The sequence below is a fragment of the Streptomyces sp. C1-1 genome, assembly GCF_050214755.1.
Taxonomy (GTDB): domain Bacteria; phylum Actinomycetota; class Actinomycetes; order Streptomycetales; family Streptomycetaceae; genus Streptomyces.
Genome location: NZ_CP189826.1, coordinates 982,278 through 1,005,357, shown reverse-complemented (window position 1 = coordinate 1,005,357; position 23,080 = coordinate 982,278). Strand labels below are relative to the sequence as shown.

Here is a 23,080-nt window from a genome sequence, read left to right as displayed (position 1 = left end):
CATTGCTCTGGATAAATTTTGCACGCAGCCATGTGTTGTGTGTCACACCCGAGGTTATCCGGCTGGGGGAGAGGGGGACGGCGAGGGCGTTGTGGCCGGGCCTGTCGGTACGCCCTCGGTCGGCAGTCCGGGGGGCACGGTGAGGGTGATCATGGGCGCCCCCGGCTGCGGCACCGGTGGTGTGACCTGGCTGGACGGAAGCTTCGGTGGGGTCGTCTCCTGGAAGTTGACCTGGGTGAAGTTGACGAGCCCGGTGTTCTCCATCTGCGTGATGTGATCCAGGACCACGTCGTTGGCCTGGTCGGCCAGTTGGCGCACGAGGGTGTTCTGGGTGGTGGAGCGGATCTTGGCGATGGTGTTGAAGATCGAGCCGTGGGTGACGCGCAGGATGTTGGCGAAGTCTGAGTCGAACTGCTTGCCGGTGTCGGACTTGAACGTGTCCAGGAAGCCCTGCTGCTGTGGAGTGGGCTGGTTGGGGATGGTGATGTTGAGCTCGGGCGCGATCTTGCGGCAGTTGGCATCGAGTGCGGCGTGCCCGATGACCAGGTGCCGGCCTGCCTCGCGCACCGCCTGGGTTGTCCCCTTCTTCATGGCCAGGTCCCCGGAGGGGCCCTCCCACAGCCCGGCGGAGCGGACGAAGACGACAAAGTTGCGGTCGGCCTCTGTGAGCGGGCCCCATTGGGTGCTGGCGATCACGCGCGACTGGTTGGAGGACGTCGTCTGGATGCCGAGCATGCTTGGGTAGGCCAGGGCGGCGAGCGTGACGCTCAGCGCGCCGCCCACGAAGACGGTTCCGATCGTGTTGCGCGATATGGGCATGGTGTCTCCCGGTGTGAACGGTGAGTGCATCGGCGGGTACGGGCCCGCAAGGGAAAGAAAACCCTTGCTCAAGGTAAAGCTTGCACTATGCCAAGTTGGGTTTCTTGGGCTGCCGATCCTTAGCGGACGCGCAGCCACAGGGCCTTGGACGGAGTGCCACCGCCGTCCGTGGCGACGACCATGTACCAGCCCGGCGGGACCAGTGACGGATCGTCGGGGATTCGTACCGTGAGCGATGTGTCGGCGCGGCGGATCACGTCGAGGGCGACGGAGCGCCGGTCGAAGTCCGTGACATGGGTGGCCGATCCGGGGCGCAGGAGCCGGACACGCGTGATCCGGGCCGCTTCTGCCGACCCCAGGGTGAGCTCGTCTCCTCGGGAGGCCCGCGTTCTGCCGCCGAGGTCCAGGCGAGGCCGTACGCCGTGGAAGAGGTACGGCGGGGAGTAGACCTCGACGCGCTGCTTGAAGTGGCCGGGGCGGGAGTCGGCCTTGTCGGCGAAGACCGCGATGCGGCCGTCGGGCAGGAGCAGGGCCTCGGTGTGGTACTCGCAGCGGACGGTGGGGGCGGCGGCCGGGGTGAAGGTGTCGGCGGCGGGATTGGAGAACTGCGCCCTGAGGATGTCGCTGGTGCCCTTGCCGCGATAGCCGGAACTGCCGCCGGTGGTGATTACGGTGTCGTCCGGCATGATCACGCTGTTCAGGTAGCGGGTCGCCCGGCGCCATGTCGGCGCGGTCGCGGCCGATCCGTCCGGCGCGGACCAGTCGGCCGATGACCGGCCGGGCCGCGAAGAGGCCGACGGCCAAGGGGAACTGCGTCAAACCCCGTACGAGGCCGATTGCCGGACGAGAGGTGAGCCGGCCGTGACGGACGTAGAGCCACGGGGTGGTCTAATCCTGGTACCGGGCTGTAATCGGGTGCAACGAGCGTGTGTCCCACTGGCGCCGCAGATGTTCGCGCAGTCAGGCCGGACGCCAGTGGTGCGTTTCCGTTGGCGTCACCTCTCGTGCAGGTGGGCCGTCGCGACGCGCCCCGGTCGCATGATGCGTATCTTGCGGCTCTCGCAGGCGGGGCAGTGGGGGGACCGCAGTGGCGACGGTACGCGTTTGTCGTCGAGGTGGTAGACGGCGCTGATCCTGGCGTGCTCATCCACGGTTACGTCGACGTCGTACGTCGCCTCCCACCCGTGCCCACAGTCCAGGCACGCGAACGAGTAGGAGCGTTGGACGTGCTCCGTGTGCATGGTCCACCTCCCTGGAGAGATACGAGGACCTAGACCCTCGTACCCATTTTTGCACAGTGCAAAAACAGAATTTCGGGTCCGGGTCGGCTGGGCGCAATGGCCTCAGGCGGCCGTGTGCACCGCGCGCAAGGCGCTCTGGTGACTGAGCCAGCCGACCGGCTTGCCGTGCTCCGATTCGAGGACCGGGACGCCGGTTCCCGCGGCCGACAGCAGGGCGTGCAGGGCCTGGGCGAGCGGCTGGTCGGCCAGGATGGGCGTCGGACTTTCGGCGAGCTGTCCGATCCGCGTCGGTGCGTCCTCCGGCTGTTCCGCGAGTGCCTCGGCCACCGCCTGTGCGGTGACGACACCGACGTAGTTCCCGGTGTCGTCGACCACCGGAAGGGCGCCGTGGCCCGACAGGCTCAGCAGGTCGGCTGCGTCCGCCAAGGTTGTGGAGGTGGCCAGGGGGGAGGGCAGCGATTCCATGACGGCGTCGACGTGCTGGGTGCCGATCCGGGCTCCGGGGGCGGCACCTTCGAGGTCGATGCCGCGGCGGCGCAGCTTGAGGGTGTAGATGGTGTCGTGCGAGAGCAGGCGGCTGGTGGCGGTGGCCAGCACGATGGCCAGCATCAGCGGCAGGATGATCGAGTACTCGCCGGTGAGCTCGAAAAGGATGACCACGGCGGTGATCGGCGCCCGTGCCGCGCCGGCGAACACCGCGCCCATGCCGACCAGCGCGTACGCGCCCACCGCGCCGGCGGAACCGGGCATCAGGTGGTGGACGCCGACGCCGTACGCCGAGCCCAGCATCGCCCCGATGAACAGGCTGGGCGCGAACACCCCGCCCGAGCCGCCGATGCCGATGGTCAGGCTCGTCGCCAGCATCTTGCCCGCCAGCAGCAGGAGCAGGAAGCCGACCGCGTAGCCGCCCTCGGTCGCCTTCTGCAGCACCGGGTATCCCACGCCGTACATCTCCGGCAGCGCCAGCAGGAGCGCGCCGAGTACCAGCCCGCCGACCGCCGGGCGCAGCCATTCCGGGCCGCGCCACAGCCAGTCGCAGGCGTCCTCGATCAGGTACAGGAACCGGGAGAAGCCCACCCCCACCACCGCGGCGCCGATGCCGAGCGCGGCGAACAGGCCGTACTGGGCGAGGTGGTCGACGTGGAAGTCGGGGAGGCTCAGGAAGGGGGTGTTGCCGAAGGCGGCGCGTCCGATGACGCTCGCGGTGACGCTGGCCAGCACGGTCGCGCCGAAGGCTTCCGCGCTGAAGGTGCCCAGGATGAGTTCCATGGCGAAGAACACGCCGGCGAGCGGCGCGTTGAAGGTGGCCGCGATGCCGCCTGCCGCGCCGCACGCGACGAGCAGCTTCATCCGGCCCTCGGTCACCTTCGTCACCCGGCCCAGCGTGGAGCCGAGCGCCGAGCCGATCTGCACGATCGGGCCCTCGCGGCCCACCGAGCCGCCCGAGCCGATGCACAGGGCGGAGGCGAGCGTCTTGACCACGGCGACCTTGGGGCTGATCCGGCCGCCGCGTTGGGCGACGGCCAGCATCACTTCGGGCACCCCGTGTCCGCGGGCCTCCTTGGCGAACCGGTTCACCAGAGGCCCGTACAGCAGGCCGCCGACCACCGGGGCGAGGAGCACGAAGTACGGGCCGAGCCACGGCACGTGCGGGTTGCTCGCGCCGGGGGAGGCGGCGTAGTCGGCGTGGCCGGAGAACAGGCGGGTGAACGTCTTGATGCACCAGCGGAAGACGATCGAACCCGCACCGGCCCCGCCGCCGACCACGACCGCCAGTGCCATCAGGCCCCACGGGGCGGTACGTAGGTCCGTGAGCCTGGGTGCGGCTGTGATTCCACTTGTTGTTGCGCTGGGCACGTGCTTCCCGTCCTTCGCTGCCGGTATGGCGCTCATCGCTCCCCTTCCCTATCTTTGCATTATGCAAAACGAGTCAAGGGTGTGCGTCACGGGACCTTGTCCACCCATGAGGGCCGGTGGGCCTCGTTGATCCGAAGCGCGCCCGCGCGAAGGTCGGTAGGCGTAGGAGCCACGGAGGTGAACAGTGAGCAGCCGGATTTCCCCACCACTGATCGTGGTGGGCGTCGACGGGTCCGAGGCGAGCCGGGCGGCGCTGCGCTGGGCCGCCCGCCAGGCCGATCTGACCGGCGCAGAACTACGCCCCATCCAGGCATGGCGGCTGCCGGCTACGTACGGCATGCCGGTGGACTACTCGGACGCCGACTTCGAGAAGCAGGCCCGCGAGAGCCTGCGGCGCACGGTCGAGGAGACGCTGGCGGAGCAATGGACCCTCAGGTCGTCGAGGGTCACCCGGCGGCGGTGCTGACCGAGGCCGCGAAGGGGGCCGAGCTGCTGGTGGTCGGCAGTCACGGGCACGGTGCCTTCACCGGGATGCTGCTCGGTTCGGTCAGCCACCACTGCGTGCACCACGCCACCTGCCCGGTCCTCGTCGTCCGTGCCGGCACGGACCGGCCCGTGAGGACCTGACTCGCCTGCTGTGGTGTCAGTCCGCTTCGGCGCGGGCCTCGACGTCCTCGATGCCGCTGGGGCGTCCGGCCCGCGTCCAGCGGACGTACAGGCCCGCCGCGATCAGCAGGGTCGCGGCCAGGGACAGCATCGGCCAGCCGCGCAGCAGGTTCACCGCCAGGGTGAAGGCGACGGCTGCGGCCGCCAGTGCGTTGACCCAGGCCAGGGCCGTCTTGCGTTCCCGGCGGGCGAAGCGGGCCATGGCGAGCAGCCCGACGAGGAAGCTGACGAAGACCGCGACGGCGTAGAAGAGCACGAGCTCCTGCTCCTGGCCCGCCGCCGCGACGATGATGAGCGCGGAGGCCGCCAGGTAGACCACGACCGACCAGTACGGGGTGTGGTGGTGGTTGGTCCGGCCGAGCACCGGCGGCAGCACGCCGGGCCGCTCGGCCGTGCCGGACAGGGCCTTGAGCAGTCCGGGTCCGGCCTGGAAGGAGGAGCTGGCGGCGGCGAGCAGCAGCAGTGAGCTGGTCAGCTGGAAGGCGCCGTAGAGCCAGCCGGGTCCGGCGGCGGCGTGCGCGATGTCGGCGATCTGGGTGGAGTCGGCGCCGGGGATGCCGATGTGCAGCTGCACGGCCAGCGCGGTGAGAGCCAGGGTGAGGCCGCCGACGATGACGAGAAGGAGCGCGAGGGTGCCGCGGCCGAAGCGACGGCGGTAGGTGTCGTCGAGCTGGCCGAGCTGGGCGATCGCCGTGGAGGGCGCCTCGATGCCGGTGGCCAGCGCCATCGCGACCGGGAAGGCGAGCACCACGGCCAGTACGGCGGAGTGGCCCGGGGCGGTGGACGTGGCTGCGTGGCCGGTGGCGTGCGGAGAGGTGAAGCCCAGGATCAGTACGGCCACGGAGATCACGACGAACGCGACGGTCATCACGGCGAACAGCAACCGTCCGCCGTGCCCGAACCAGGTCAGCCCGGCCACCACGACCAGCAGCACCAGCGCCAGCGGGATGCGCCACGCGGCCAGGCCGGGGAACAGAGCGATGACCGCGCTGGCCGCCGCGGCGATGGAGATGCCGATGGTCAGGACGAAGTCGACCACCAGGGCGCCGATGGGCAGGAACGTCCAGCGGGCGCCGAAGGCCCGGCCGGCCGCTGCCGCCGCGCCGCCGCCCTTCGGGAAGCGCCGCACCAGCTGCCAGTAGTTCGCGGTCACGACCACCACGAGCCCGATCACCAGGCTCATCGTCGGCAGCAGCAGCGCCAGGTCACCGTGCAGGGCGCGCAACGCGGCCTCGATCGCGTACGCGACGGAGGAGACCGGGTCGGCGATCACCGCGAAGGCGAACGCGAAGAAGAGAACGGAACGGCGCGGACCGCGGCCGCGCACTCCGATGGACGGGGCGGACGCGACGGCGGCAGCCGACTTCGACGGGATCACGCGAAGACCTTCCTCGATGTCCTTAACGGACGCTTCACCAAGCCACTTCGCCGACCCGTCTTCCCGGCACACCGATGTCAACGCTACGTCAAAGGGCCATCAGCGAGGCGTTAGGAGTGCATCAAGATTCCTGGCCGACTGGCGGGGCGAGCAGAGCCTTCTTGCGCCCAAGCTTTGCATAGTGCAAAAGTGTGGGGAGGGGAGGAACGCCCGGAGCGGAAGAGGCGAAGCACACCGATGAGAGCAGTGATCTGCGGAGCGGGTATCGCCGGACTGGCGCTGGCAGGCCGTCTGCACAACGCGCTCGGCTGGGAGGTCGTGGTCCTGGAGAAGGCTCCGTGCCCCCGCACCGAGGGATACATGATCGACTTCTTCGGCCCGGGGTACGACGCGGCCGAGGCCATGGGCATGCTGCCCTGGCTGGAGGAACTCAGCTACCCGGTCTCCGAGGCCGCCTTCGTCGACGACTCGGGGCAGTGCCGTGCCCGGCTGGGCTACGACCGCCTCGCCCGCTCCCTCGACGGCCGCCTGCTGAGCATCATGCGGCCCGACCTCGAACTCGCCCTGCGCGAACGGCTGTCCTTCGCCGTCGGCCTGCGGTTCGGCGTCGGCCCGGCACGCATCGACCCGAGCACCTACGGCATCCGCCTCACCCTCACCGACGGCAGTACCCTCGACGCCGACCTCCTCGTCGGAGCCGACGGTCTCCACTCCACCGTGCGGGCCATGGTTTTCGGCGAGGAGCAGCGGTACGTGCGCTACCTCGGCTACCACACCGCCGCGTTCACCTTCGACGACCCCCAGGTGCACGCGGAACTCGGCGGCCGGTTCTGTCTCTCCGACAGCGTCGACCGGCAGATGGGCCTGTACGCCCTGCGGAACGGCAAGGTCGCCGCCTTCGCCGTCCACCGCAGCGCCGATCCCCGCCGCCCGGACGACGCGCGGGCCGCGCTGTATCGCGGATACGGCTCCCTCGGCTGGCTGGTGCCGCGCGCACTGGCCGGCTGTCCGCCGTCCGCGCGGGTCTACTACGACCAGGTCGCCCAGACCGATCTGCCGGCCTGGAGCCGCGGGCGGGTCGTCCTGGTCGGTGACGCCTGTCAGGCCGTGTCCCTGCTCGCCGGACAGGGGGCCTCCCTGGCGATCGCCGGCGCCTACGTCCTGGCCGACCAACTCGCCTCTGCCCGCCGCGTCGAGGACGCACTGCACGGCTACGAGCGCCTGTGGCGGCCGGTCGTCAGGGACAGACAGCGCGCCGCCCGCAGAACGGCCCGCTGGTTCGTCCCCGAGTCGGAGCGACAGCTGAACATCCGCCGTGCCGCCCTGCGCTTCGCCGGCCTGCCGGGTGCCCGGCTCTTGGCCGGCACCGCGCTGACGGGGAAGCGACGGCCGTCGCTGCGGCAACTCGCCGCAGTGCCCGCATAGTTGATCATAGGCAGGGTGCATGGCGCCGTGCCTAGCGATGCCCCGGCGGGTGGGAACGGTTCGGCACCGACCGCCCCCGCGCACCTGAGAGGTCCAGATGTCACCCAGTTCCCGGTCCGGCCCCGGCTCCGTCGCCGCTCGGCTGCGCAAAGCCCTGGACGCCGCCGACTGCAGGTCGCTCGGTGATGTCCTGCACCCGAACGTGCGCTGGAACCCGCGCGACGAAGACGGCACCGGCTGCCATACCCGCTCCCACGTCCTCAGCCGCTGTGCCCGCCTGGGTGCCCTCGGCCTGACGGCCGACGTCGAGGAGACCTTCATCTACCCGGCGGCCGTCGTCCTCGGCCTGCGCATCCACGGGGCCGTGCCTCCGGCCGACCCGGAGAACGTCGTGTATCACGTCTTCGATGTCACCGGCGGGTTGATCACGCGCATCACGGGCTACGCCGACCGGGCCGAGGCGCTGGAGGCGGCTTTCACCGGGATCACGGCCTGATGCGGAGGGGTGTCGGCCCGCATGCGTGCGCGCGGGTCGCAGGCAGGGCGCTCAGGGTGATGTGACGCGTGCCTGGAACCGGACCAGACCGGCCACACCGAACTGCAGGGCCAAGGGCAGTGTGTGCTGTGCGGTGGTGCCGTGCACGTGGTGCAGCAGCACGCGCGGTCCGCCGCCGCCGAAGGTCACGGTGGTGCCGTTCAGGAGCAGGATGCCGGCGGTGGACAGCGAGCCGTTGCCCTCGGCCGACTTTCCCCCGACCAGTTCGCCCCGCCCACCGTCCGGGGTCGCGACCATGCCGAGGTGCTCGGGAACGCCGTCGTCGTTGCGCACGCTCATGCTGAGCGAGCCATTGCCCGAACGGTCGAGGTGCGCCACGGCACCCGTGATCGTCATGTCGACGTCGGCGACGTCCACATGGATACGGCCCGGGACGGCCGAGCCGGTGGACGCGGGAGCGGGGGCGGTGCCCTGGGTGGAGGAATGGTCCGAGCAGCCGGCGGTCAGGACGGCGAGTGCCACGGACAGGGATGCTGCCAGGGGTGTGCGGGTGCGCGGGGCTGTGCCTGCCATCTTTGCAGTATGCCAAGGTCGGTTTTCGGGCGGAGCGCCACCCCCTCCACGAGGGCGGCACCGGGGCACCACCTGTAGTCGAGGAACCTTGCCGTCGAAGGTGACGACGACACGGCCCCCCTCAGGATCGGGGTGGCGGGCGATGTCGACGCGGAAGTCGATGGCGCTCGGTGTTCGTCGGCAACTTCGCCGGCGCCCTCACCGTCGTGGTGATCACGGCGGTGATCTTCCCCCCCTTCACCATGGACCCGAACGAGATCGGGCAGAAGATCGACCACATCGGCGAGAACCGCCCGCTCGGCTACGCCGCACACGGCGCGGCCGGCATGCTGACGCTGTTCCTCCGCGGTGTGCTGTGCAACGGGATGGTCTCCACCGGCGTCGTCGCCGCGATGATGTCGATGTCCGTGTCCGGCCAGGTGATCGCCATGCGGATGCCCATCCTGGTCTTCTTCTACAGGGCTTCGAGCACTCCGTCGTGAACATGTTCCTGTCCCCGTCCGGCCTGATGCTCGGCGGACACCTCACGTCGGGGACTACCCAATGTGGAACGAGATCCCCGCCATGCTCGGAAATCTGGTCGGCGGCATCACCTTCGTGGGGCTGACGCTGTGCGGGACCCACGCCCGCGCCGCTCCCAGCCGCAGGGTTTCGCACCCGGCCGTCGCTCCCGCCGCGCCAGATCAGGTAGCCGTGTGCGGTCGGGTCATGACCGGGATGTCCTGGCCCGCGCTACAGGCAGAGCCGGGACAGCCTGTCGTGGCATGTCAGCAGCCGTGAGCCCTGCTCAAGCCTCGCCGGGCGGGCCAGCCGCCGGCGTACCCCGTTCCTGCTTCACCAGGCGCCGACTCCCCCCTCCCTGTCCGCCGGGCTCCGTGTCGAACGCGTACGGCGATGGCGCCTCCGCCGACGATCAGGGCGCCGACGCGACCTCGGCCGACGGCGTAGGGAAGCCGCCCCGGGATCGGTCCGACGTAGCGGTTGCCTCGGAGGTATTCGACGACTCCCAGAGGCCAATCCGCTTGTGCTGGGCCCGTTTCGGGCTTTCGTTGGGCACGGATGGCCGGGCGTCCGCGTTCGCGCCCCGGCGTCGGGCCGCGCTGCGTGCGTCGGTGGCGGTAGGTCATCGCCCGACCTTCACGGTCTTGGACACGGTGACCTGATCGATGTCGGAGACGCGGACGGTGGCTTTCATCGTCCAGGTCCCGGCGATAGGGAGGTCGAGGGTGTCGCTGCCCCAGTATCCGCGTTCGTCGACGAGATTGGCATCCAGCGGTCCGACCCGCTGCTCGGCGAGGGTGAAGGTCAGGCGGAGTTCGGGGATGCCGACAGGGCTGTCGTCGGCGCCGTAGACGATCGCCTCCACGACGTTCCGGCCCACTCGGCCCGGCTCCAGAGTGACCTGCACCTTGCCGCGCCCGGAGAGGGTGTTCTTGCCGGTGTTGTACGGGATCAGGGTCAGGGACACCTCGGGCTGCCCGGCCACTGAGCTGACCGACGCGGTCTCCGAGGCCCGGCCGGTCTCGGTGCCGGTCAGCACCGTCGTCAGGACGAGGACCAGCACGCCGACCGCGACCTCGGCCAGCACGGACCGGCGCAGTCCGCGCCCGTGCGCCTCCGGCCCGACGGATTCGTCCGTGCTGTCCTCGTTCCCGGGAGGAGTGGGAGGGCCCTCGCCGTGCCCCACGGCCACCAACACCCGCTGCTCCTGCGGAGCGTGCAACAGGCGGGCGGTCCATCGCCGGGAGTACGAGGCCGCCAGCAGCATTACCAGCACGCCCCAGACCTTGAAGACCAGGATCCTGCCGTAGGTCGTGGAGAACGCGTCCCAGGAGCCCAGCCCGCGCCAGGACTGGTAGACACCTGTGACAGCCAGCACGGCCACCGAGGTCAGTGCGATGCGGGAGAAGCGGACGACGGCATTGGGTGGGAGGGGATCCTCGTCCGGTGCCCGGTAAAGCGCGAGCAGTAATGCGGCCAGCCCCCCAAGCCATACTGCCATGGCCAGCAGATGCAGCATGGAGGAGGCCACGGCCACGGGCACCTGGATGCCGACGGACGCGTGCTCGGCCGCCGCCCAGGTGGTGGCCAGACCGAGGACGAGCACGCCGGCACCGGCGAGGGCGCTGCGGCCGGGCATCTGCTCCGCCCGCCGGTTCCGCACCGCGAGGGCCACCACCACAAGCAGCATCAACCGGGCCAGTAGCGCGAGTCCGGGACGGCTGTCGGCCGTCTGCCGCAGCGCACCCGGGTCGAGCACGCCGCTCAGGCCGTCACCGCTGTCGTAGGGTCCGCGCAACAGCATCAGCGCGAGGGTTGACACGAACAGCGCCCACCAACCGACCAGGAACGGCCGACGCACCAGGCGTGCGGCAGTCGCGGAGCGCCAACAGGCCAGGACGAACACGGCGAGGCCGATCAGTAGCGCCAGCCCGGCATAGGCGACGTAGCGGCCGACCCCGTACAACGCGCCGACGGTGGGATTCACGGCGGGCGGGGGAGCGGCGGTGGCCCGGGTCGCTGTCGGCTTGCCGATGGAGAAGGTGAAGGCGCCGGAAACGGCGTGGCTGTCCGCCGACACCACCCGCCAGGACACGGTGTACGTGCCCTGCGACAGTCCGCTCCCCAGCCGCACGCTGTCCGTGTTGCCCCGACCGTTCGCATGCTTGGGATCGCCGTCCGTCACCGGTCGGTTTTCGGGATCGAGCACACGCAAGGAATCCTCGACGAGCGCGACCGACTCGTCGAAGGTCACGGTGATCTGCCTCGGAGCGGCCTTCAGCACGCTGTTCTCACGAGGGTCGCTGCCTGTCAGCACCGCGTGCGCGGACGCTGGAACAGCACTCTGGAGAAGGGCACAGGCAAGGACGGCGACCACCACCAGAAGCGAGCCGATCGTGCGCCTTCCGTCGTCCACCTGTCGTCGCACCACGTCATGTCTCCGGGGCCGGTTCCTAGGTCACGGATTTGGTCGCAGCGGACGAAGTCGGCTGGTACTGCGGCAGCACGCCCGGACCGCAGGAGCCGGTGCCGATGCCGTGCAGGCCGTGGTCGAGGTTGACCCACACCGTGTCACCGACGGAGAGGTTCCTGCGGCCCGGCGGGCAGCTCCGCTTCTTCGAGCACGTACGCGCCGACTCACCCGCCATGCGCCGCGTACAACGCGTCCTGGACGCCACCGTCTGGCCCCGGCTGGCAGGCGGCTGCCGCACCGGACGCGACACCCAAACCGCGCTGACCGGTGCAGGATTCACCATCACCTCGCTGGAAAAGTTCGCCTTCCCGCAGACTCGCCTCCCGTCGCCAGCGGCCACGCACATCCTCGGCACCGCCGAGCGCCCCCGCTCGGGAGGTACCCCATGACCAATCCCGAGCAGGAGACCGCGCCCACGGGCCTTCCGGACACGGATCTGTCGGCGGCCCACGCCTCCGTCACCCTCCCGGAACGCCTGGCCGACAAACTCGGCGGCTGGGCCTCGGCGACCGCCGGGCAGGCGAACCCGTCACCGCCGACGGCGCCACCGTCATCCCGGTACCAAGGTCGGCTTCGGCTTCGGCTTCGGCGGCGGAGCCGGACGCTAAGGGGGCGCCACCAAGACCGGTGAGGGCGGAGGCTGCGGAGGAGGAGCCGAGGCCAAACTCCTCGGCTACATCGAGATCCGGGACGGGAGCGCCACATACAAGCCCATCCGCGCCCCGTGGTCCGACGTCGTGCTGCCTCTTGCGTCTCCCCATCCTTGGCGGAGCCGTGCCGAAGATCCTCCGCTTGCTGCGCCGACGGCACTGAGGCACCGGCCGCGCTGCGCACGGATGCGGTTTCCGAAGCGCGCGGAGGGCCGACGGCGACCCGAGGGTGCCCGACCGGCGAGTGGTGGAGCCGTGCGCGTCGTCGCTGCCGCGCTGTCGACGTTGATCGGGCAGCGTCGCACTGCGCCTGGCCGCTGTGCTTGCTGTCCTAGGCGGCGCTGGGGCGGGAGGCTCCGTGGAATCGGCAGCGGCGCGGTCCTGCGGGGCCGTCCGGTGCGTGGTGTGCCGAGCCGGTGGATTCAGATGCTCGTGCCGGGCGTGGTGAGTGAGGTGAGGGCGGCGTCGAGGCGGCGGGTGGCCTCCTCGGCGACCGGGCGCAGGGCGTCCAGTTCGGTGAGCGCGACCATGGTGTTCGGGTCGAGGGCCTGTACGGCGGTGTGGTCGCCGTCGCGGCGGACGACGACGTTGCAGGGCAGCAGCAGGCCTATGGTGCGGTCGGTCTCCAAGGCGCGCTGGGCGAGGGGCGGGTTGCAGGCGCCGAGGATGACGTAGTCCTCCATGTCGTGGTCGAGCTTCGCCTTGAGGGTGGCGGTGACGTCGATCTCGGTCAGGATGCCGAATCCCTGTGCCGCGAGGGCGTCGCGGATGCGGGCGACGGCGGTGGCGAAGTCGGCATCCAGGTGGACGGTGCGGTCGTAGCGCATGGGTGTGGGGCCTTCTTGTCGGCTTGGGCTGGGCGGGACGGGTGCCGGGCCGTGTGCGAGGTACTCGCGAGGCGTTTCCTGGGCTTTCCCTGTCCTTTGAAATACCCCGGGGGGTACTTGTGTTACCTTCGCAAGCATACCCCCCGGGGTAATTCTGCACTGGAAGGGAGTACCTCGTGTTCTTCGTCGACACGATCGAGGTGTCGGGTCTCGGCAACCGGAGCTATCTCGCGGGTGGTGAGGTGAGCGCGGTGGCGGTCGACCCGCCACGCGACGTCGACCAGGTGATCGCGGCTGCCGCTCGGCGCGGGGTGCGGATCTCGCACGTCGTCGAGACGCACGTGCACAACGACTACGTCACCGGGGGCCTGGAGCTCGCCCGGCTCACCGGCGCCGCCTACCTGGTCCCCGCAGCGGCTCGCGTCTCCTTCGAGCGCGTACCTGTCCACGACGGCGACCGGACGGAGATCGACACCGCCGCCGGCCTGACCCTACGGGCGCTGGCGACGCCCGGGCACACCCCGCACCACACTTCCTATGTGCTGGAGGAGAACGGCACGGCGGTCGCGGTGTTCACCGGCGGGTCCCTGCTGATCGGCACCGTCGGCCGCCCGGATCTGGTCGAGCCGCGGCTGACCGAGGGCCTCGCCCGAGCGCAGCACGCCTCGGCGCACCGGCTGGCCGCCGAGCTGCCCGAGGAGACTGCAGTACTGCCCACGCACGGGTTCGGCAGCTTCTGTTCGTCGTCCCAGGCGGAGGGCAGTGACACGACCATCGGCAAGGAGAAGGCGTCCAACGAGGCCCTCACCCGGGACGTGGACGACTTCGTCGCCGACCTGCTGGCCGGTCTGGACGACATCCCCGCGTACTACACGCACATGGGCCCGGCCAATGCCGCCGGACCCGCGCCGGTCGATCTGACGCCGCCCGCCGTCGCGCACGCCGAGGAGATCGCCGCCCGGCTGGCCGCGGGGGAGTGGGTGGTCGACCTGCGCAACCGGGTCGCCTTCGCTGAAGGGCATGTCGCGGGCTCGTTGAACTTCGAGGCGGAGGGACAGCTCGCCACCTATCTGGCCTGGCTGATTCCGTGGGGTAAACCGGTCACGCTGCTCGCCGAGTCGCCCGCGCAATTGGCTGCCGCCCAGCGTGAGTTGGTCCGGGTGGGCATTGACCGGCCGGCCGCCGCGGCCACCGGCGAGCCCGCCGACTGGGTACGTGACGGCGACAAGCCGGTCACTTTCCCTCGGGCGACCTTCGCCGACCTCGCGGGCCGGTACCCGGCTGAGGGTGTCGTAGTCCTCGACGTCCGGCGCGGCTCGGAGCGGGTGGGCGGGTACATCGAGGGTTCGGTCCACATACCGATCCACACCCTGCACCGCCGCCTCGGCGAGGTCCCCGGGGGGGGGTGCCTCTATGTCTTTCGTCAAGTGAGGCGTGGGGTTCTGGGTTCGTAGAAGGTGCCGTCGCGGAGCATCGCGAATAGCACGTTGATCCGCTGTCGGGCCAGGCGGAGAAGTGCCTGGGTGTGGGTCTTCCCGCGGGCCCGGCATCGGTCGTAGTAGGTGCGGGAGGCGGGATCGTGCAGCGCGGCGAATGCCGACAGGAACATCGCGCGTTTCAGCTGCCGGTTGCCGCCTCGTGGAGCGTGTTCGCCGTGGATCGAGGTCCCCGACGACTTGGTCGTCGGGGCGAGGCCGGCGTAGGAGGCCAGGTGGGCGGCGGTGGGGAAGCTGGTGCCGTCGCCGACGGTGACCAGCAAGGTGGCGGCGGTCCTGACCGCGACCCCCGGAATCGAGGTCAGGACCGCGGAAAGAGGGTGAGCCTCCAGCAGTTGTCCGATCTGCGTTTCCAGGGCTCGTCGCTGTTCGTGGACGGCCGCGAGCGAGCGGGCGAGGGAGGGGATCACGAGGTCGAGGGTGCCGGTGCCCGGGACCACGACGGTCTGCTCGTCGAGCGCATCGAACACCTCGTCGATCAGCCGCTGGGCCATGCGCGGGGCCTTGGGCCGGATCACCTCAACCAGCTTGCGGCGTCCGGCTTTCCGCAGGGCGGCTGGGGATCCGTAGCGTTCCAGCAGCCAGGTCACGGCGGGGTGGTCCAGGCGCGGGCCCAGGACGCGCTCAAGGCTGGGGTGGAACTGGGTGAGCAGGCCGCGTATCCGGTTCGAGGTGCGGGTCGCCTCGGCCGCGAGGTCCTGGTCGAAGCCGACCAGCACGGTCAGCTCGGCGGTGATCTCGTCGGTCAGTTCCAACGAGCGCAGAGTGTGCGGCATGGTCCGTGCGGCGTCCGCGATCACTGCGGCGTCCTTCGCGTCGGTCTTTGCCTCGCCCGGGTAGAGATCGGCGATCCGCCGCATGGACAGGCCGGGCAGGTAGGCGACCTTGCAGCCGGCGTCCCGGGCGACGGTCAGAGGCAGGGCTCCGATCGAGGCGGGCTGGTCCACGATCACCAGTACGGTGCCGAACTTCGCGGCCAGCTTGTCGAAGACGGCCCGCAGCTTCGGCTCGCTGTTGGGCAGCTGCTTGTCGAAGACCTTCTTCCCGGCCGGGGTCAGCCCGTGCCCGTGATGGGCGCTCTTGCCGACGTCCAGGCCGAGGAAGACGCCCACGTCGTCGATGTCGTCCAACCCATCCTCCCGAACGGGGCTCATGCGGTGCTGGCCAGGGCGTTGGCGTCGTATGCGCGCATCCACGTTATGCAGACCTGCCGCCCGCAAGCGGCCAGGCATTGCGCCAGGCCAGGCGGTAGTCGGACCTCTCATCAGCGTCTCCAACGGCGCCTCCCAGGCCCGGTGACACCACCCCCCAGGTCATCCGTTCGACAGGGGGGAACAGTCATGCCGGGCCCGGAGGCCAGCGGTCCTCTTGCAGGACCGCGGAAAACATAACGGGGGGAGGTGTGGGTGCACTGCGCGGGCGGCATGCGCGCCGCCATCGCCGCCTCCCTGCTGGACGCCGCCGGCCGTGACGTCGTCGCCGTGGACGACTCCTTCGACGCGGCCGAGAAGGCCGGGCTCACCGTCCGCAACCCCTGACGGCGCGAGGCGCCGCACAGACCCCGCCGATCTTCCGTACCGACACGGGAAACAGGAGCGAGAAGTCGAGATGAGCATTTTCCGACGAGGCCAAAGGGGCCCCGGCCGCGTGACCGTGCAGGAGGCAGCCGCGCGCACCGGCCACGGCGACATCGCCGACAGCGCAGGTGACGCCGTGCTGCTGGACGTGCGCGAGCCGTACGAGTGGCAGGCCGGTCACGCGCCGCGCGCCGTGCACCTGTCCCTGTCGGCGTTGGCCGCCGGCGCGGGACTGCCCTCGGAAGCGCAGGCGCGGCCCCTGATCGTGATCTGCCGTTCCGGCAACCGCTCCCGGCAGGCCGCCGAGCTGCTCGTCGCCCGTGGCGCGCAGGCTGTGGACGTGATCGGCGGCATGCACGACTGGACCGGAGCGGGTCTGCCGGTGGTGGACGCGCGCGGTGGGAACGGCACGATAGCGTGAGTGCCCTCCTACTCGCCCTGGCCGCCGGCGCGGTCATCGGTCTGGCGCTCGGCGCGCTCGGGGGCGGTGGGAGCGTCCTGGCCGTCCCCGCACTCATCTACCTGCTCGGCTTCAGTCCGGTCGGGGCGACGACCGCGAGTCTGGTCATCGTGACGCTCACCTCGGTCACCGCGCTGGTCGCGCACGCCCGGGACGGGAACGTGCGCTGGCGTACGGGATTGCTGTTCGCGGCGGCCGGGATCGGCCCGGCGATGCTGGGCGGGGCGCTGTCCGCCAGTATCCCGGCGGCCGTACTGACGGCGGCCTTCGCCCTGGTCGCGGGAGCGGCCGCGCTGCGCATGCTGCGCTCCGGGCCGGCTGCGGAGGGGACCGTGCCGCCGCGGCCGGTACGGGCCGCGGCCGCCGGGGCCGGGCTCGGCGCGGTCACCGGCGTCCTCGGTGTCGGCGGCGGCTTCCTGGCCGTACCGGCGCTGGTAAGCGTGCTCGGCATGCGGATGCGTAACGCGGTGGGTACCAGCCTGCTGGTCATCACCGTCAACTCCCTGGCCGCACTGGCGACCCGGGCCGGAACGGTCGAGGGGTTGGACTGGGCGGTCGTAGGGCCGTTCGTCGGGGCCGCCATCCTCGGCGCATGGGATGGCAAGCGGCTGGCCGCGAAGGTCTCCGGGCCTACGCTGCAGCGTATCTTCGCCCTGGTGCTGCTGGCCGTGGCCGCGTTCATGCTGATCGACGCGGTCGTGTGAAGCGGCCACCGCGCATGATCACGCCAGGGACAGGAACAACTTCTCCAGCCGGGCGCGCATCGCCTCCGGGTCCTCACCGTTCTTGCGGCCCGACTCCATGTCGGCCACGCACTGCTGCAGGCCCGTTGCGATGATCGCGAAGCCGGCCCGGTCCAGTGCGCGGGAGGCGGCGGCGAGCTGAGTGACGACGTCCTCGCAGTCGCGCCCCTCCTCGATCATCCGGATCACACCGGAGATCTGACCCTGCGCCCGGCGCAGCCGGTTCAGCACGGCCTTCAGGTCCGCACCCTCAAGCTCCAGTTCCACGATCACTCCTCGAAAAAATACCCCTAGGGGTACTGTACGTCCCGGTTCGGGACGGCGTCGACCATTAAGGATCACATCTGCCATGACCAGCTCCCCCACCCCCGCCACCCTCGGCACCGACCAGGCCCGCACCCGGCTGCACGAACTCACCGTCATTGACGTGCGCACGCCCGCCGAGTACGCCTCCGGCCACCTGCCCGGCGCCCTGAACATCCCCCTGGACCACATCCGGCGGGCCCTGCCGGAGATACGGCACGCCGCCGAGCACGGTGACGTCCTCGTCGTGTGCGCTTCCGGAGCCCGCTCCGAGAACGCCTGCAAGCTCCTTGCTGAACAGGGCATCACTACGGCAACCCTCGCGGGCGGCACCGGCGCCTGGGCCGCCGACGGCCACGACCTGCACCAGCCCGCCGCCTGCGACACGCGGGCCGGCTGGAGCATGGAACGCCAGGTCCGGTTCACCGCCGGCGCCCTGGTGCTCCTCGGCCTGGTCCTCGGCCTGCTCGTACATCCGGCCCTCCTGCTGATCTCGGCCGGTGTCGCGGGCGGCCTGGTCTTCTCCGCCCTCACCAACACCTGCGGCATGGCGGCCGTGCTCGGCAAGCTGCCGCACAACCGCCCCCGCGCGGCCGACCTCGACGACGCGCTGGCCGCACTTCGCACCCGCTGAACTCCGCGGGCCGCGGCAACTGTGGGCGCTCCACGGGTGTCTCGGTGTCAGTTGGCTCCGCTGGAGCCTGCGGCGGCCTTCCGGCGTACGTCCTCCATGTCCACGGCACGGATCTTGGTGATGAGTTCCTCCAGGGCCTGCGGCGGCAGGGCGCCGGGCTGGGCGTACAGCACGGTCCGGTCGCGGACGGCCATCAGAGTGGGGATGGAGGAGATCTGGAAGGCGCCCGCGAGTTCGGGCTGTGCCTCGGTGTCGACCTTGCCGAAGACGATGTCGGGGTGGCGCGCGGCCGCCTTCTCGTAGACGGGGGCAAACATGCGGCACGGTCCGCACCAGGCGGCCCAGAAGTCGATGAGCACGATCTCCGAACCGGTGATGGTCTCTTCGAAGTTGTCCTTGGTCAGTTCCATGGTGGGCATGGTTTCCGGTCTCCTCTCATATACCCGGTGGGGTATCTGGTTCAACCGGTGCCGGTCCGGGTTTGTTCCAGACAGACGGGCGGCAGCGGGAACCAGCGCATGCGCTCGAAGTCGGCCGGCAGTCCGGTGATGCCGTCGTCGAGCCGGTCGGGACGGGCGGCCAGCACCGCACGGGCGGCGTCGAGTTGGGCTGCCAGCGCCTCCTCGCCCAGTCGGCGATGGCGGACGGCCGGGGCGGTGATCCGCCCGTCGGCGCCGAAGCGCACGTCCGTCAGCCGCAGCGGGGGCTGCGTGGGGCCGTGGTGGTGGTGCCACTGCCCGGTGTGCGGGTCGAAGCGGTAGTCGGGCAGGAGCCGGTGGCCGTGCGTGGCGATCAGGTCGACGGCGTCGACGAGGTAGTCGCGGACCGTGTCGCTGATGAAGTAGTTGAAGTTCAGGCGGGTCCAGCCGGGTTTGATGCCGTCGCATCCGTGCACGACCTCGTCGAGCAGGGCGTGCGAGGTGGCCGCGTCGATGGCCAGCAGGCGGTGGCCGTAGGGGCCCGCGCAGGAGCAGCCGCCGCGGGCCTGGATGCCGAAGAGGTCGTTGAGCAGGGCGGCGACGTAGTGGTGGTGCAGATAGGCGTGCTCGCCGTGGCGGATGCGGAAGGAGACGATGGACAGCCGGCGGGCGTGGTGGTTTCCGAGGACCTCGATGCCGGGGTTGCGCTCCCAGGCCGCGAGGGCGCGGCGCCAGTGGCGTTCCTCGGCGGCCTGGATGGTGTCGGTGCCGACCGCCTGCTTGAGGGCGAAGACCAGACCGGCCCGGACGGACTCGACGATCGCCGGGGTGCCGCCCTCTTCACGCGCGACCGGATCGTCGAGGTAGCGGTGGCCGTGGGGGTCGACGAAGGCGACGGTGCCGCCGCCGGGAGCGGTGGGCACCGGGTTGCGCACCAGCGCTCGTCGCACGACGAGCGCGCCCGGGGTCTGCGGGCCGCCGACGAACTTGTGCGGGGACAGGAACAGCGCGTCCTTGTGGTCCCCGGCCCCCGGTGTGCTCTCGGCCGTCCGGATCGGGATGTACGGTGCCGCGGCCGCGTAGTCCCAGAAGGACAGGGCGCCGTGCGCGTGGAGCAGGGCGGCGACGCGGTCGGTGTCGGTGAGGATGCCGGTGACGTTCGACGCGGCGGAGAAGCTGCCGATCAGCAACGGGCGGCCGGTGTAGCGCCGCAGCCCCGCTTCAAGCTGTGCGAGGTCGATGTGGCCGTCCGCGTCCTCGTCGATCACCACGACGTCGGCGGCCGACTCGCGCCACGGCAACTCGTTGGAATGGTGTTCGTAAGGGCCCACGAACACCACCGGCCGCTGTGCCGGCGGCGGCCGGTCCGGGCGGCGCAGTGCCAGGATGCCGACCAGTTTGTTGACCGCGGCAGTGGCACCCGAGCCACAGAAGATCACCAGGTCGTCCTCGGTGCCGCCGACCGCGTCGCGGATGATCCGGCGGGCGTCCTCGCGCAGCCGGGTGGTCTGCAGACCGGTGCTGGAACTCTCCGTGTGGGTGTTGCCGTAGCGCGGCAGCACCTGTTCGCGGACGAAGTCCTCGACGAAGTCCAGCGAGCGGCCGGAGGCGGTGTAGTCCGCGTAGACGATCCGCTTCGGGCCGTAGGGGCCGTCCAACACCTCGTCGTCCCCGATGAGCCCGTGGCGGATGCGGTCCAGGAGCGACGCCGCGGCCGGCGCCAGGGACGTGCTCATGGCTCCAACTCGATGTCGATCTCGGGTGGCTGGTGGAGGGTGTTGTGCACCGTGCAGTGCGAAGCCACGGCCAGCAGGGCCGCCCGGCGCTGCTCCGGGAGATCCGGCGGTGGGATGACCGCGACGCGCAGGGAGGCGACCCGGGCGGGGCGGTCGGTGGCCATGGTGAACTCCGTACGGACCCGCAGTCCTGTCTGGCTGAGGCCGTGCCGGTGGAGGAAGCGGCCCGCGTAGAAGGCGATACAGGTGGCCAGGGAGGCGGCGAACAGCTCGGTGGGGGTGGGCGCGGTGTCCGTACCGCCGGCCTCGATGGGCTGGTCGACCTGGAGGCGATGGCCGCGGATGTCCACCGCGTAGGCGTCTCGCTCGACGTGGGTAACCTCGAAACTGTGCACGTCCGCGTTCTGTGGCCGATTCGTGCTGAGGATCTGCTGCGTGCTGCCGGTCATGGCCGGGCCCTTCTCGCTGGTGCCGACTGCTGCCGGATTCCATTCGATCGCGGAGGATGCGGCGGATCGAGAGGCCGTCGGGGTGCGACAGGGGCCGTTCGACCCTCGTGCATGCTGCCGTGTCTATATACCCTGCTGGGTATTTTATCAGCGGGTTTACGGCGAGCAAGTGGGCTGTGGGAGGCAAAGGCGGCGGGTGAAGATATACCCCGGTGGGTACTTGGGTGGGGACCAGCGGCCCATGTCTTGCTCTCATCTGCCGCACAACAGTGGGGGCATGGGTAAACACATGGTGATTCTCGGAAGCGGAACCGCCGGCACCTTGACGGCCAACCGCCTGCATCGCATGTATGACGAGCGGGATTTCCGGATCACGGTCGTCGACCAGAACGACGACCACGTCTATCAGCCCGGCCTGCTGTTCGTCCCCTTCGGGCTCGCCCAGCCGCACCACCTCGTCCGCTCCCGCCCGCGGCAGCTGCGCGAGGGCATCGACTACAAGTCGGCCCGGATCGAGCGAGTGGACCTGAACGAGCGGACGGTGTACCTCGGCGGTGGCATCCGGCTGTCCTACGACGTCCTGGTGGTCGCCACCGGAGCCCGGCTGCTGCCGGAGGAGACCGAGGGGCTGACCGGCCCCGGCTGGGGCGAGAAGGTCTTCACCTTCTACGACCTGCCGGGCGCCGTCGGTCTGCACCATGCACTGGAGCGCTTCGACGGCGGCCGCGTCGTGATCGACGTGGCGGACCTGCCGCTCAAGTGCCCCGTGGCTCCGTTGGAGTTCGCCTTCCTCGCCGACTGGTACTTCCAGCGACGCGGCATCCGCGACAAGGTCCAGCTGACCTACGCCACCCCGTTGGACGCCGCCTTCACCAAGCCGGTCGCGGCGAAGGCGTTGGGCGGCCTGCTGGCGGACAAGGGCATCGAACTGGTCACCGAGTTCACGCTGGGCGAGGTGGACGGCCCGGGCGGGCGGCTGGTGTCGTACGACGAGCGGGAGGTGCCGTTCGACCTGGCGGTCGTTGTCCCGCTGCACGGGGGAGCGGAGTACGTCGGACGCTCCGAAGGTCTCGGCGACGAGCTGGACTTCGTGCCCGTCGACCCGCACACCCTCCAGCACCCCGAGCACCCCGAGGTGTTCGCGATCGGCGACGCGGCGGGTCTGCCGGCCTCCAAGGCCGGTTCGGTGGCCCATTTCGAGGGCGAGGTGCTGGTGCACAACATCGCCCGCTTCCTCGCCGGACAGGCCGTGGACGCCTCCTTCGACGGGCACGCCAACTGCTTCGTGGAGACGGGCTTCCACAAGGCCCTGCTGATCGACTTCAACTACGAGACCGAGCCGCTGCCCGGCCACTTCCCGGCCTCCGTCGGCCTGCCGCTGCTGAAGGAGTCGCACGCCAACCACCTCGGCAAGCTCGCCTTCGAGTGGCTGTACTGGCACAGCCTGCTGCCTGGCCGGGAGCTGCCCGGCATCGGCTCGACGATGCCCGAGCACGGCAAGCGCCACGCCCACACCTGAACCAAAGGAGCACCGCCATGCCCACCGCCACCTATGACGGCACCCCCGTCCCGGTCGACGACGAAGGCTTCTTCACCGACCCCGGCCGATGGACCGAGCCGATGGCCGAACAGATCGCCAAGGAACTCGGCATCGACACATTGACCGACCGGCACTGGACGGTCATCCGCTTCATGCGTGCCCAGTACGCGGAGAAGGGCACCGGCCCCACCGTTCGGGTGCTCGGCAAGACCTCCGGCGTGAGCGTCAAGGAGCTCTACCAGCTCTTCCCGAAGGGGCCGGCGAAGACGGCCGCGAAGATCGCCGGGATTCCCAAGCCGCGCGGCTGCATCTGACATTTCTGCCATCGAGGAGCGTTCTGCCATGGCCGACACCGCCACGATCGAGAAGGTTTCGATCATCGTCTCCAAGGGATCCCTGGAAGGGATCTACCCGGCCCTGATCATGGCCAACGGCGCCCGCGCCGAGGGCATCGAGGCCGACCTGTTCTTCACCTTCTTCGGCCTCGACGCCATCACGAAGAAGCAGTACGACCACATCAAGCTGGCCACCGTCGGCAACCCCGGCCTGCACCTGCCCACCCTCCTGGGCGGCCTTCCCGGCGTCCCGGATCTGATCACCCGGTACATGGAACGCAAGATGGAGAAGCTCGACATCCCGCCCATCCCCGAGTTCATCGAGATGATCTCCGACACCGGCGCCGGGATCTATGCCTGCAAGGCGTCCGTCGACCTCTTCGAACTCGACAAGGACGACCTCATCGAGCAGGTCCAGGGCATCATCACGGTCGGCGAGTTCTACGAGCACGCGGCCGGCGGCCAGATCATCTACACCTGAG

General features: G+C 70.2%; 26 protein-coding genes and 1 pseudogene. 14 read left to right on the top strand and 13 right to left on the bottom strand.

The features are described from left to right. Nucleotides 1–54 precede the first annotated feature (54 nt). The 4 genes from ACQF4J_RS04530 to ACQF4J_RS04515 form a co-directional block, all read right to left on the bottom strand. Nucleotides 55–819, bottom strand: a complete 765-nt coding sequence (locus tag ACQF4J_RS04530; RefSeq protein WP_427164644.1) for a DUF4142 domain-containing protein — start codon at nt 817–819, stop codon at nt 55–57. 119 nt (nt 820–938) lie between these two features. Next, on the bottom strand, nt 939–1,505 hold the full coding sequence (locus ACQF4J_RS04525; protein WP_427164643.1) for a galactose oxidase early set domain-containing protein: 567 nt from the start codon (nt 1,503–1,505) through the stop codon (nt 939–941). Between the two features lie 309 nt (nt 1,506–1,814). After that, nucleotides 1,815–2,060, bottom strand: coding sequence for a hypothetical protein (locus ACQF4J_RS04520; protein WP_427164642.1), 246 nt, complete (start codon nt 2,058–2,060; stop codon nt 1,815–1,817). A gap of 102 nt (nt 2,061–2,162) precedes the next feature. Beyond that, nucleotides 2,163–3,842, bottom strand: coding sequence for a chloride channel protein (locus tag ACQF4J_RS04515; RefSeq protein WP_427164641.1), 1,680 nt, complete (start codon nt 3,840–3,842; stop codon nt 2,163–2,165). Nucleotides 3,843–4,101: 259 nt separating this feature from the next. Between ACQF4J_RS04515 and ACQF4J_RS04510 the strand changes: the two genes are divergently transcribed. Next, a complete protein-coding gene (locus tag ACQF4J_RS04510) occupies nt 4,102–4,383 on the top strand; it encodes a universal stress protein (RefSeq protein ID WP_427164639.1) in 282 nt (93 codons plus the stop codon). Further along, nucleotides 4,341–4,544: a universal stress protein gene (locus ACQF4J_RS04505; RefSeq protein ID WP_427164638.1), complete on the top strand. Its 204-nt coding sequence runs from the start codon at nt 4,341–4,343 to the stop codon at nt 4,542–4,544. Before ACQF4J_RS04510 ends, ACQF4J_RS04505 begins: the two co-directional genes overlap by 43 nt. A gap of 16 nt (nt 4,545–4,560) precedes the next feature. Here the strand turns inward: ACQF4J_RS04505 and ACQF4J_RS04500 are convergent, their stop codons facing one another. Continuing rightward, nucleotides 4,561–5,961 (bottom strand): amino acid permease, encoded by a 1,401-nt coding sequence (locus ACQF4J_RS04500; RefSeq protein WP_427164637.1) that lies wholly within the window; start codon nt 5,959–5,961, stop codon nt 4,561–4,563. A 237-nt stretch (nt 5,962–6,198) separates the two neighbouring features. On the opposite strand from ACQF4J_RS04500, the gene ACQF4J_RS04495 reads away from it, so the two are divergent. Both ACQF4J_RS04495 and ACQF4J_RS04490 read left to right on the top strand, forming a co-directional pair. Continuing rightward, nucleotides 6,199–7,386, top strand: a complete 1,188-nt coding sequence (locus ACQF4J_RS04495) for an FAD-dependent monooxygenase (protein WP_427164635.1) — start codon at nt 6,199–6,201, stop codon at nt 7,384–7,386. Nucleotides 7,387–7,483: 97 nt separating this feature from the next. Then, entirely contained in the window at nt 7,484–7,882 is a 399-nt protein-coding gene (locus ACQF4J_RS04490; protein ID WP_427164634.1) for a hypothetical protein, read from the top strand. 51 nt (nt 7,883–7,933) lie between these two features. Here ACQF4J_RS04490 and ACQF4J_RS04485 read toward each other — a convergent pair whose 3' ends face one another. Then, nucleotides 7,934–8,455 (bottom strand): hypothetical protein, encoded by a 522-nt coding sequence (locus tag ACQF4J_RS04485; RefSeq protein ID WP_427164633.1) that lies wholly within the window; start codon nt 8,453–8,455, stop codon nt 7,934–7,936. A 170-nt stretch (nt 8,456–8,625) separates the two neighbouring features. On the opposite strand from ACQF4J_RS04485, the gene ACQF4J_RS04480 reads away from it, so the two are divergent. Continuing rightward, nucleotides 8,626–8,937 carry a formate/nitrite transporter family protein gene (locus tag ACQF4J_RS04480; protein WP_427164632.1) on the top strand — a complete coding sequence of 104 codons (312 nt, stop codon included), beginning with the start codon at nt 8,626–8,628 and terminating at the stop codon, nt 8,935–8,937. A 641-nt stretch (nt 8,938–9,578) separates the two neighbouring features. On the opposite strand, the gene ACQF4J_RS04475 is transcribed toward ACQF4J_RS04480, so the two are convergent. Next, nucleotides 9,579–11,387, bottom strand: a complete 1,809-nt coding sequence (locus tag ACQF4J_RS04475) for a copper resistance CopC/CopD family protein (RefSeq protein WP_427164631.1) — start codon at nt 11,385–11,387, stop codon at nt 9,579–9,581. 137 nt (nt 11,388–11,524) lie between these two features. Between ACQF4J_RS04475 and ACQF4J_RS04470 the strand changes: the two genes are divergently transcribed. Then, nucleotides 11,525–11,818, top strand: a complete 294-nt coding sequence (locus tag ACQF4J_RS04470; protein WP_427168713.1) for a hypothetical protein — start codon at nt 11,525–11,527, stop codon at nt 11,816–11,818. Nucleotides 11,819–12,501: 683 nt separating this feature from the next. On the opposite strand, the gene ACQF4J_RS04465 is transcribed toward ACQF4J_RS04470, so the two are convergent. Next, entirely contained in the window at nt 12,502–12,906 is a 405-nt protein-coding gene (locus ACQF4J_RS04465) for a DUF302 domain-containing protein (RefSeq protein ID WP_427164630.1), read from the bottom strand. A 176-nt stretch (nt 12,907–13,082) separates the two neighbouring features. Between ACQF4J_RS04465 and ACQF4J_RS04460 the strand changes: the two genes are divergently transcribed. After that, complete coding sequence (locus ACQF4J_RS04460) at nt 13,083–14,360, top strand: MBL fold metallo-hydrolase (RefSeq protein ID WP_427164629.1); 1,278 nt, start codon at nt 13,083–13,085, stop codon at nt 14,358–14,360. Here the strand turns inward: ACQF4J_RS04460 and ACQF4J_RS04455 are convergent. Continuing rightward, the gene (locus ACQF4J_RS04455; protein WP_427164627.1) at nt 14,330–15,532 is read right to left on the bottom strand and encodes an IS110 family transposase; all 1,203 of its coding nucleotides are present in this window, start codon (nt 15,530–15,532) and stop codon (nt 14,330–14,332) included. The two genes, ACQF4J_RS04460 and ACQF4J_RS04455, sit on opposite strands and share 31 nt — an antisense overlap. A gap of 264 nt (nt 15,533–15,796) precedes the next feature. On the opposite strand from ACQF4J_RS04455, the pseudogene ACQF4J_RS04450 reads away from it, so the two are divergent. The 3 genes and pseudogenes from ACQF4J_RS04450 to ACQF4J_RS04440 all read left to right on the top strand — a co-directional run. Further along, nucleotides 15,797–15,940: pseudogene (locus ACQF4J_RS04450) on the top strand (MBL fold metallo-hydrolase); the annotation flags it as partial. A gap of 70 nt (nt 15,941–16,010) precedes the next feature. After that, nucleotides 16,011–16,400: a rhodanese-like domain-containing protein gene (locus tag ACQF4J_RS04445; RefSeq protein WP_427164626.1), complete on the top strand. Its 390-nt coding sequence runs from the start codon at nt 16,011–16,013 to the stop codon at nt 16,398–16,400. Beyond that, nucleotides 16,397–17,143 carry a sulfite exporter TauE/SafE family protein gene (locus ACQF4J_RS04440; protein WP_427164625.1) on the top strand — a complete coding sequence of 249 codons (747 nt, stop codon included), beginning with the start codon at nt 16,397–16,399 and terminating at the stop codon, nt 17,141–17,143. Before ACQF4J_RS04445 ends, ACQF4J_RS04440 begins: the two co-directional genes overlap by 4 nt. A gap of 18 nt (nt 17,144–17,161) precedes the next feature. On the opposite strand, the gene ACQF4J_RS04435 is transcribed toward ACQF4J_RS04440, so the two are convergent. After that, nucleotides 17,162–17,449, bottom strand: coding sequence for a metal-sensitive transcriptional regulator (locus ACQF4J_RS04435; RefSeq protein WP_427164623.1), 288 nt, complete (start codon nt 17,447–17,449; stop codon nt 17,162–17,164). Nucleotides 17,450–17,531: 82 nt separating this feature from the next. On the opposite strand from ACQF4J_RS04435, the gene ACQF4J_RS04430 reads away from it, so the two are divergent. Beyond that, a complete protein-coding gene (locus tag ACQF4J_RS04430; protein WP_427164621.1) occupies nt 17,532–18,119 on the top strand; it encodes a rhodanese-like domain-containing protein in 588 nt (195 codons plus the stop codon). A gap of 47 nt (nt 18,120–18,166) precedes the next feature. Here the strand turns inward: ACQF4J_RS04430 and trxA are convergent, their stop codons facing one another. From trxA to ACQF4J_RS04415, 3 genes are read right to left on the bottom strand one after another with little or no spacing between them, the layout of a single operon-like run. Beyond that, nucleotides 18,167–18,538, bottom strand: a complete 372-nt coding sequence (trxA, locus tag ACQF4J_RS04425; RefSeq protein ID WP_427164620.1) for a thioredoxin — start codon at nt 18,536–18,538, stop codon at nt 18,167–18,169. 41 nt (nt 18,539–18,579) lie between these two features. Continuing rightward, the gene (locus tag ACQF4J_RS04420; protein ID WP_427164618.1) at nt 18,580–20,274 is read right to left on the bottom strand and encodes an aminotransferase class V-fold PLP-dependent enzyme; all 1,695 of its coding nucleotides are present in this window, start codon (nt 20,272–20,274) and stop codon (nt 18,580–18,582) included. Next, nucleotides 20,271–20,723, bottom strand: a complete 453-nt coding sequence (locus ACQF4J_RS04415; RefSeq protein ID WP_427164616.1) for an OsmC family protein — start codon at nt 20,721–20,723, stop codon at nt 20,271–20,273. The genes ACQF4J_RS04420 and ACQF4J_RS04415 overlap by 4 nt, the downstream gene beginning before the upstream one ends. Before the next feature lie 277 nt (nt 20,724–21,000). On the opposite strand from ACQF4J_RS04415, the gene sqr reads away from it, so the two are divergent. From sqr to ACQF4J_RS04400, 3 genes are read left to right on the top strand one after another with little or no spacing between them, the layout of a single operon-like run. Next, complete coding sequence (sqr, locus tag ACQF4J_RS04410) at nt 21,001–22,242, top strand: type III sulfide quinone reductase, selenoprotein subtype (RefSeq protein WP_427164615.1); 1,242 nt, start codon at nt 21,001–21,003, stop codon at nt 22,240–22,242. Between the two features lie 17 nt (nt 22,243–22,259). Then, on the top strand, nt 22,260–22,577 hold the full coding sequence (locus ACQF4J_RS04405; protein WP_427164614.1) for a TusE/DsrC/DsvC family sulfur relay protein: 318 nt from the start codon (nt 22,260–22,262) through the stop codon (nt 22,575–22,577). Nucleotides 22,578–22,605: 28 nt separating this feature from the next. Then, on the top strand, nt 22,606–23,079 hold the full coding sequence (locus ACQF4J_RS04400) for a DsrE/DsrF/DrsH-like family protein (RefSeq protein ID WP_058921951.1): 474 nt from the start codon (nt 22,606–22,608) through the stop codon (nt 23,077–23,079). Nucleotide 23,080 lies beyond the last annotated feature (1 nt).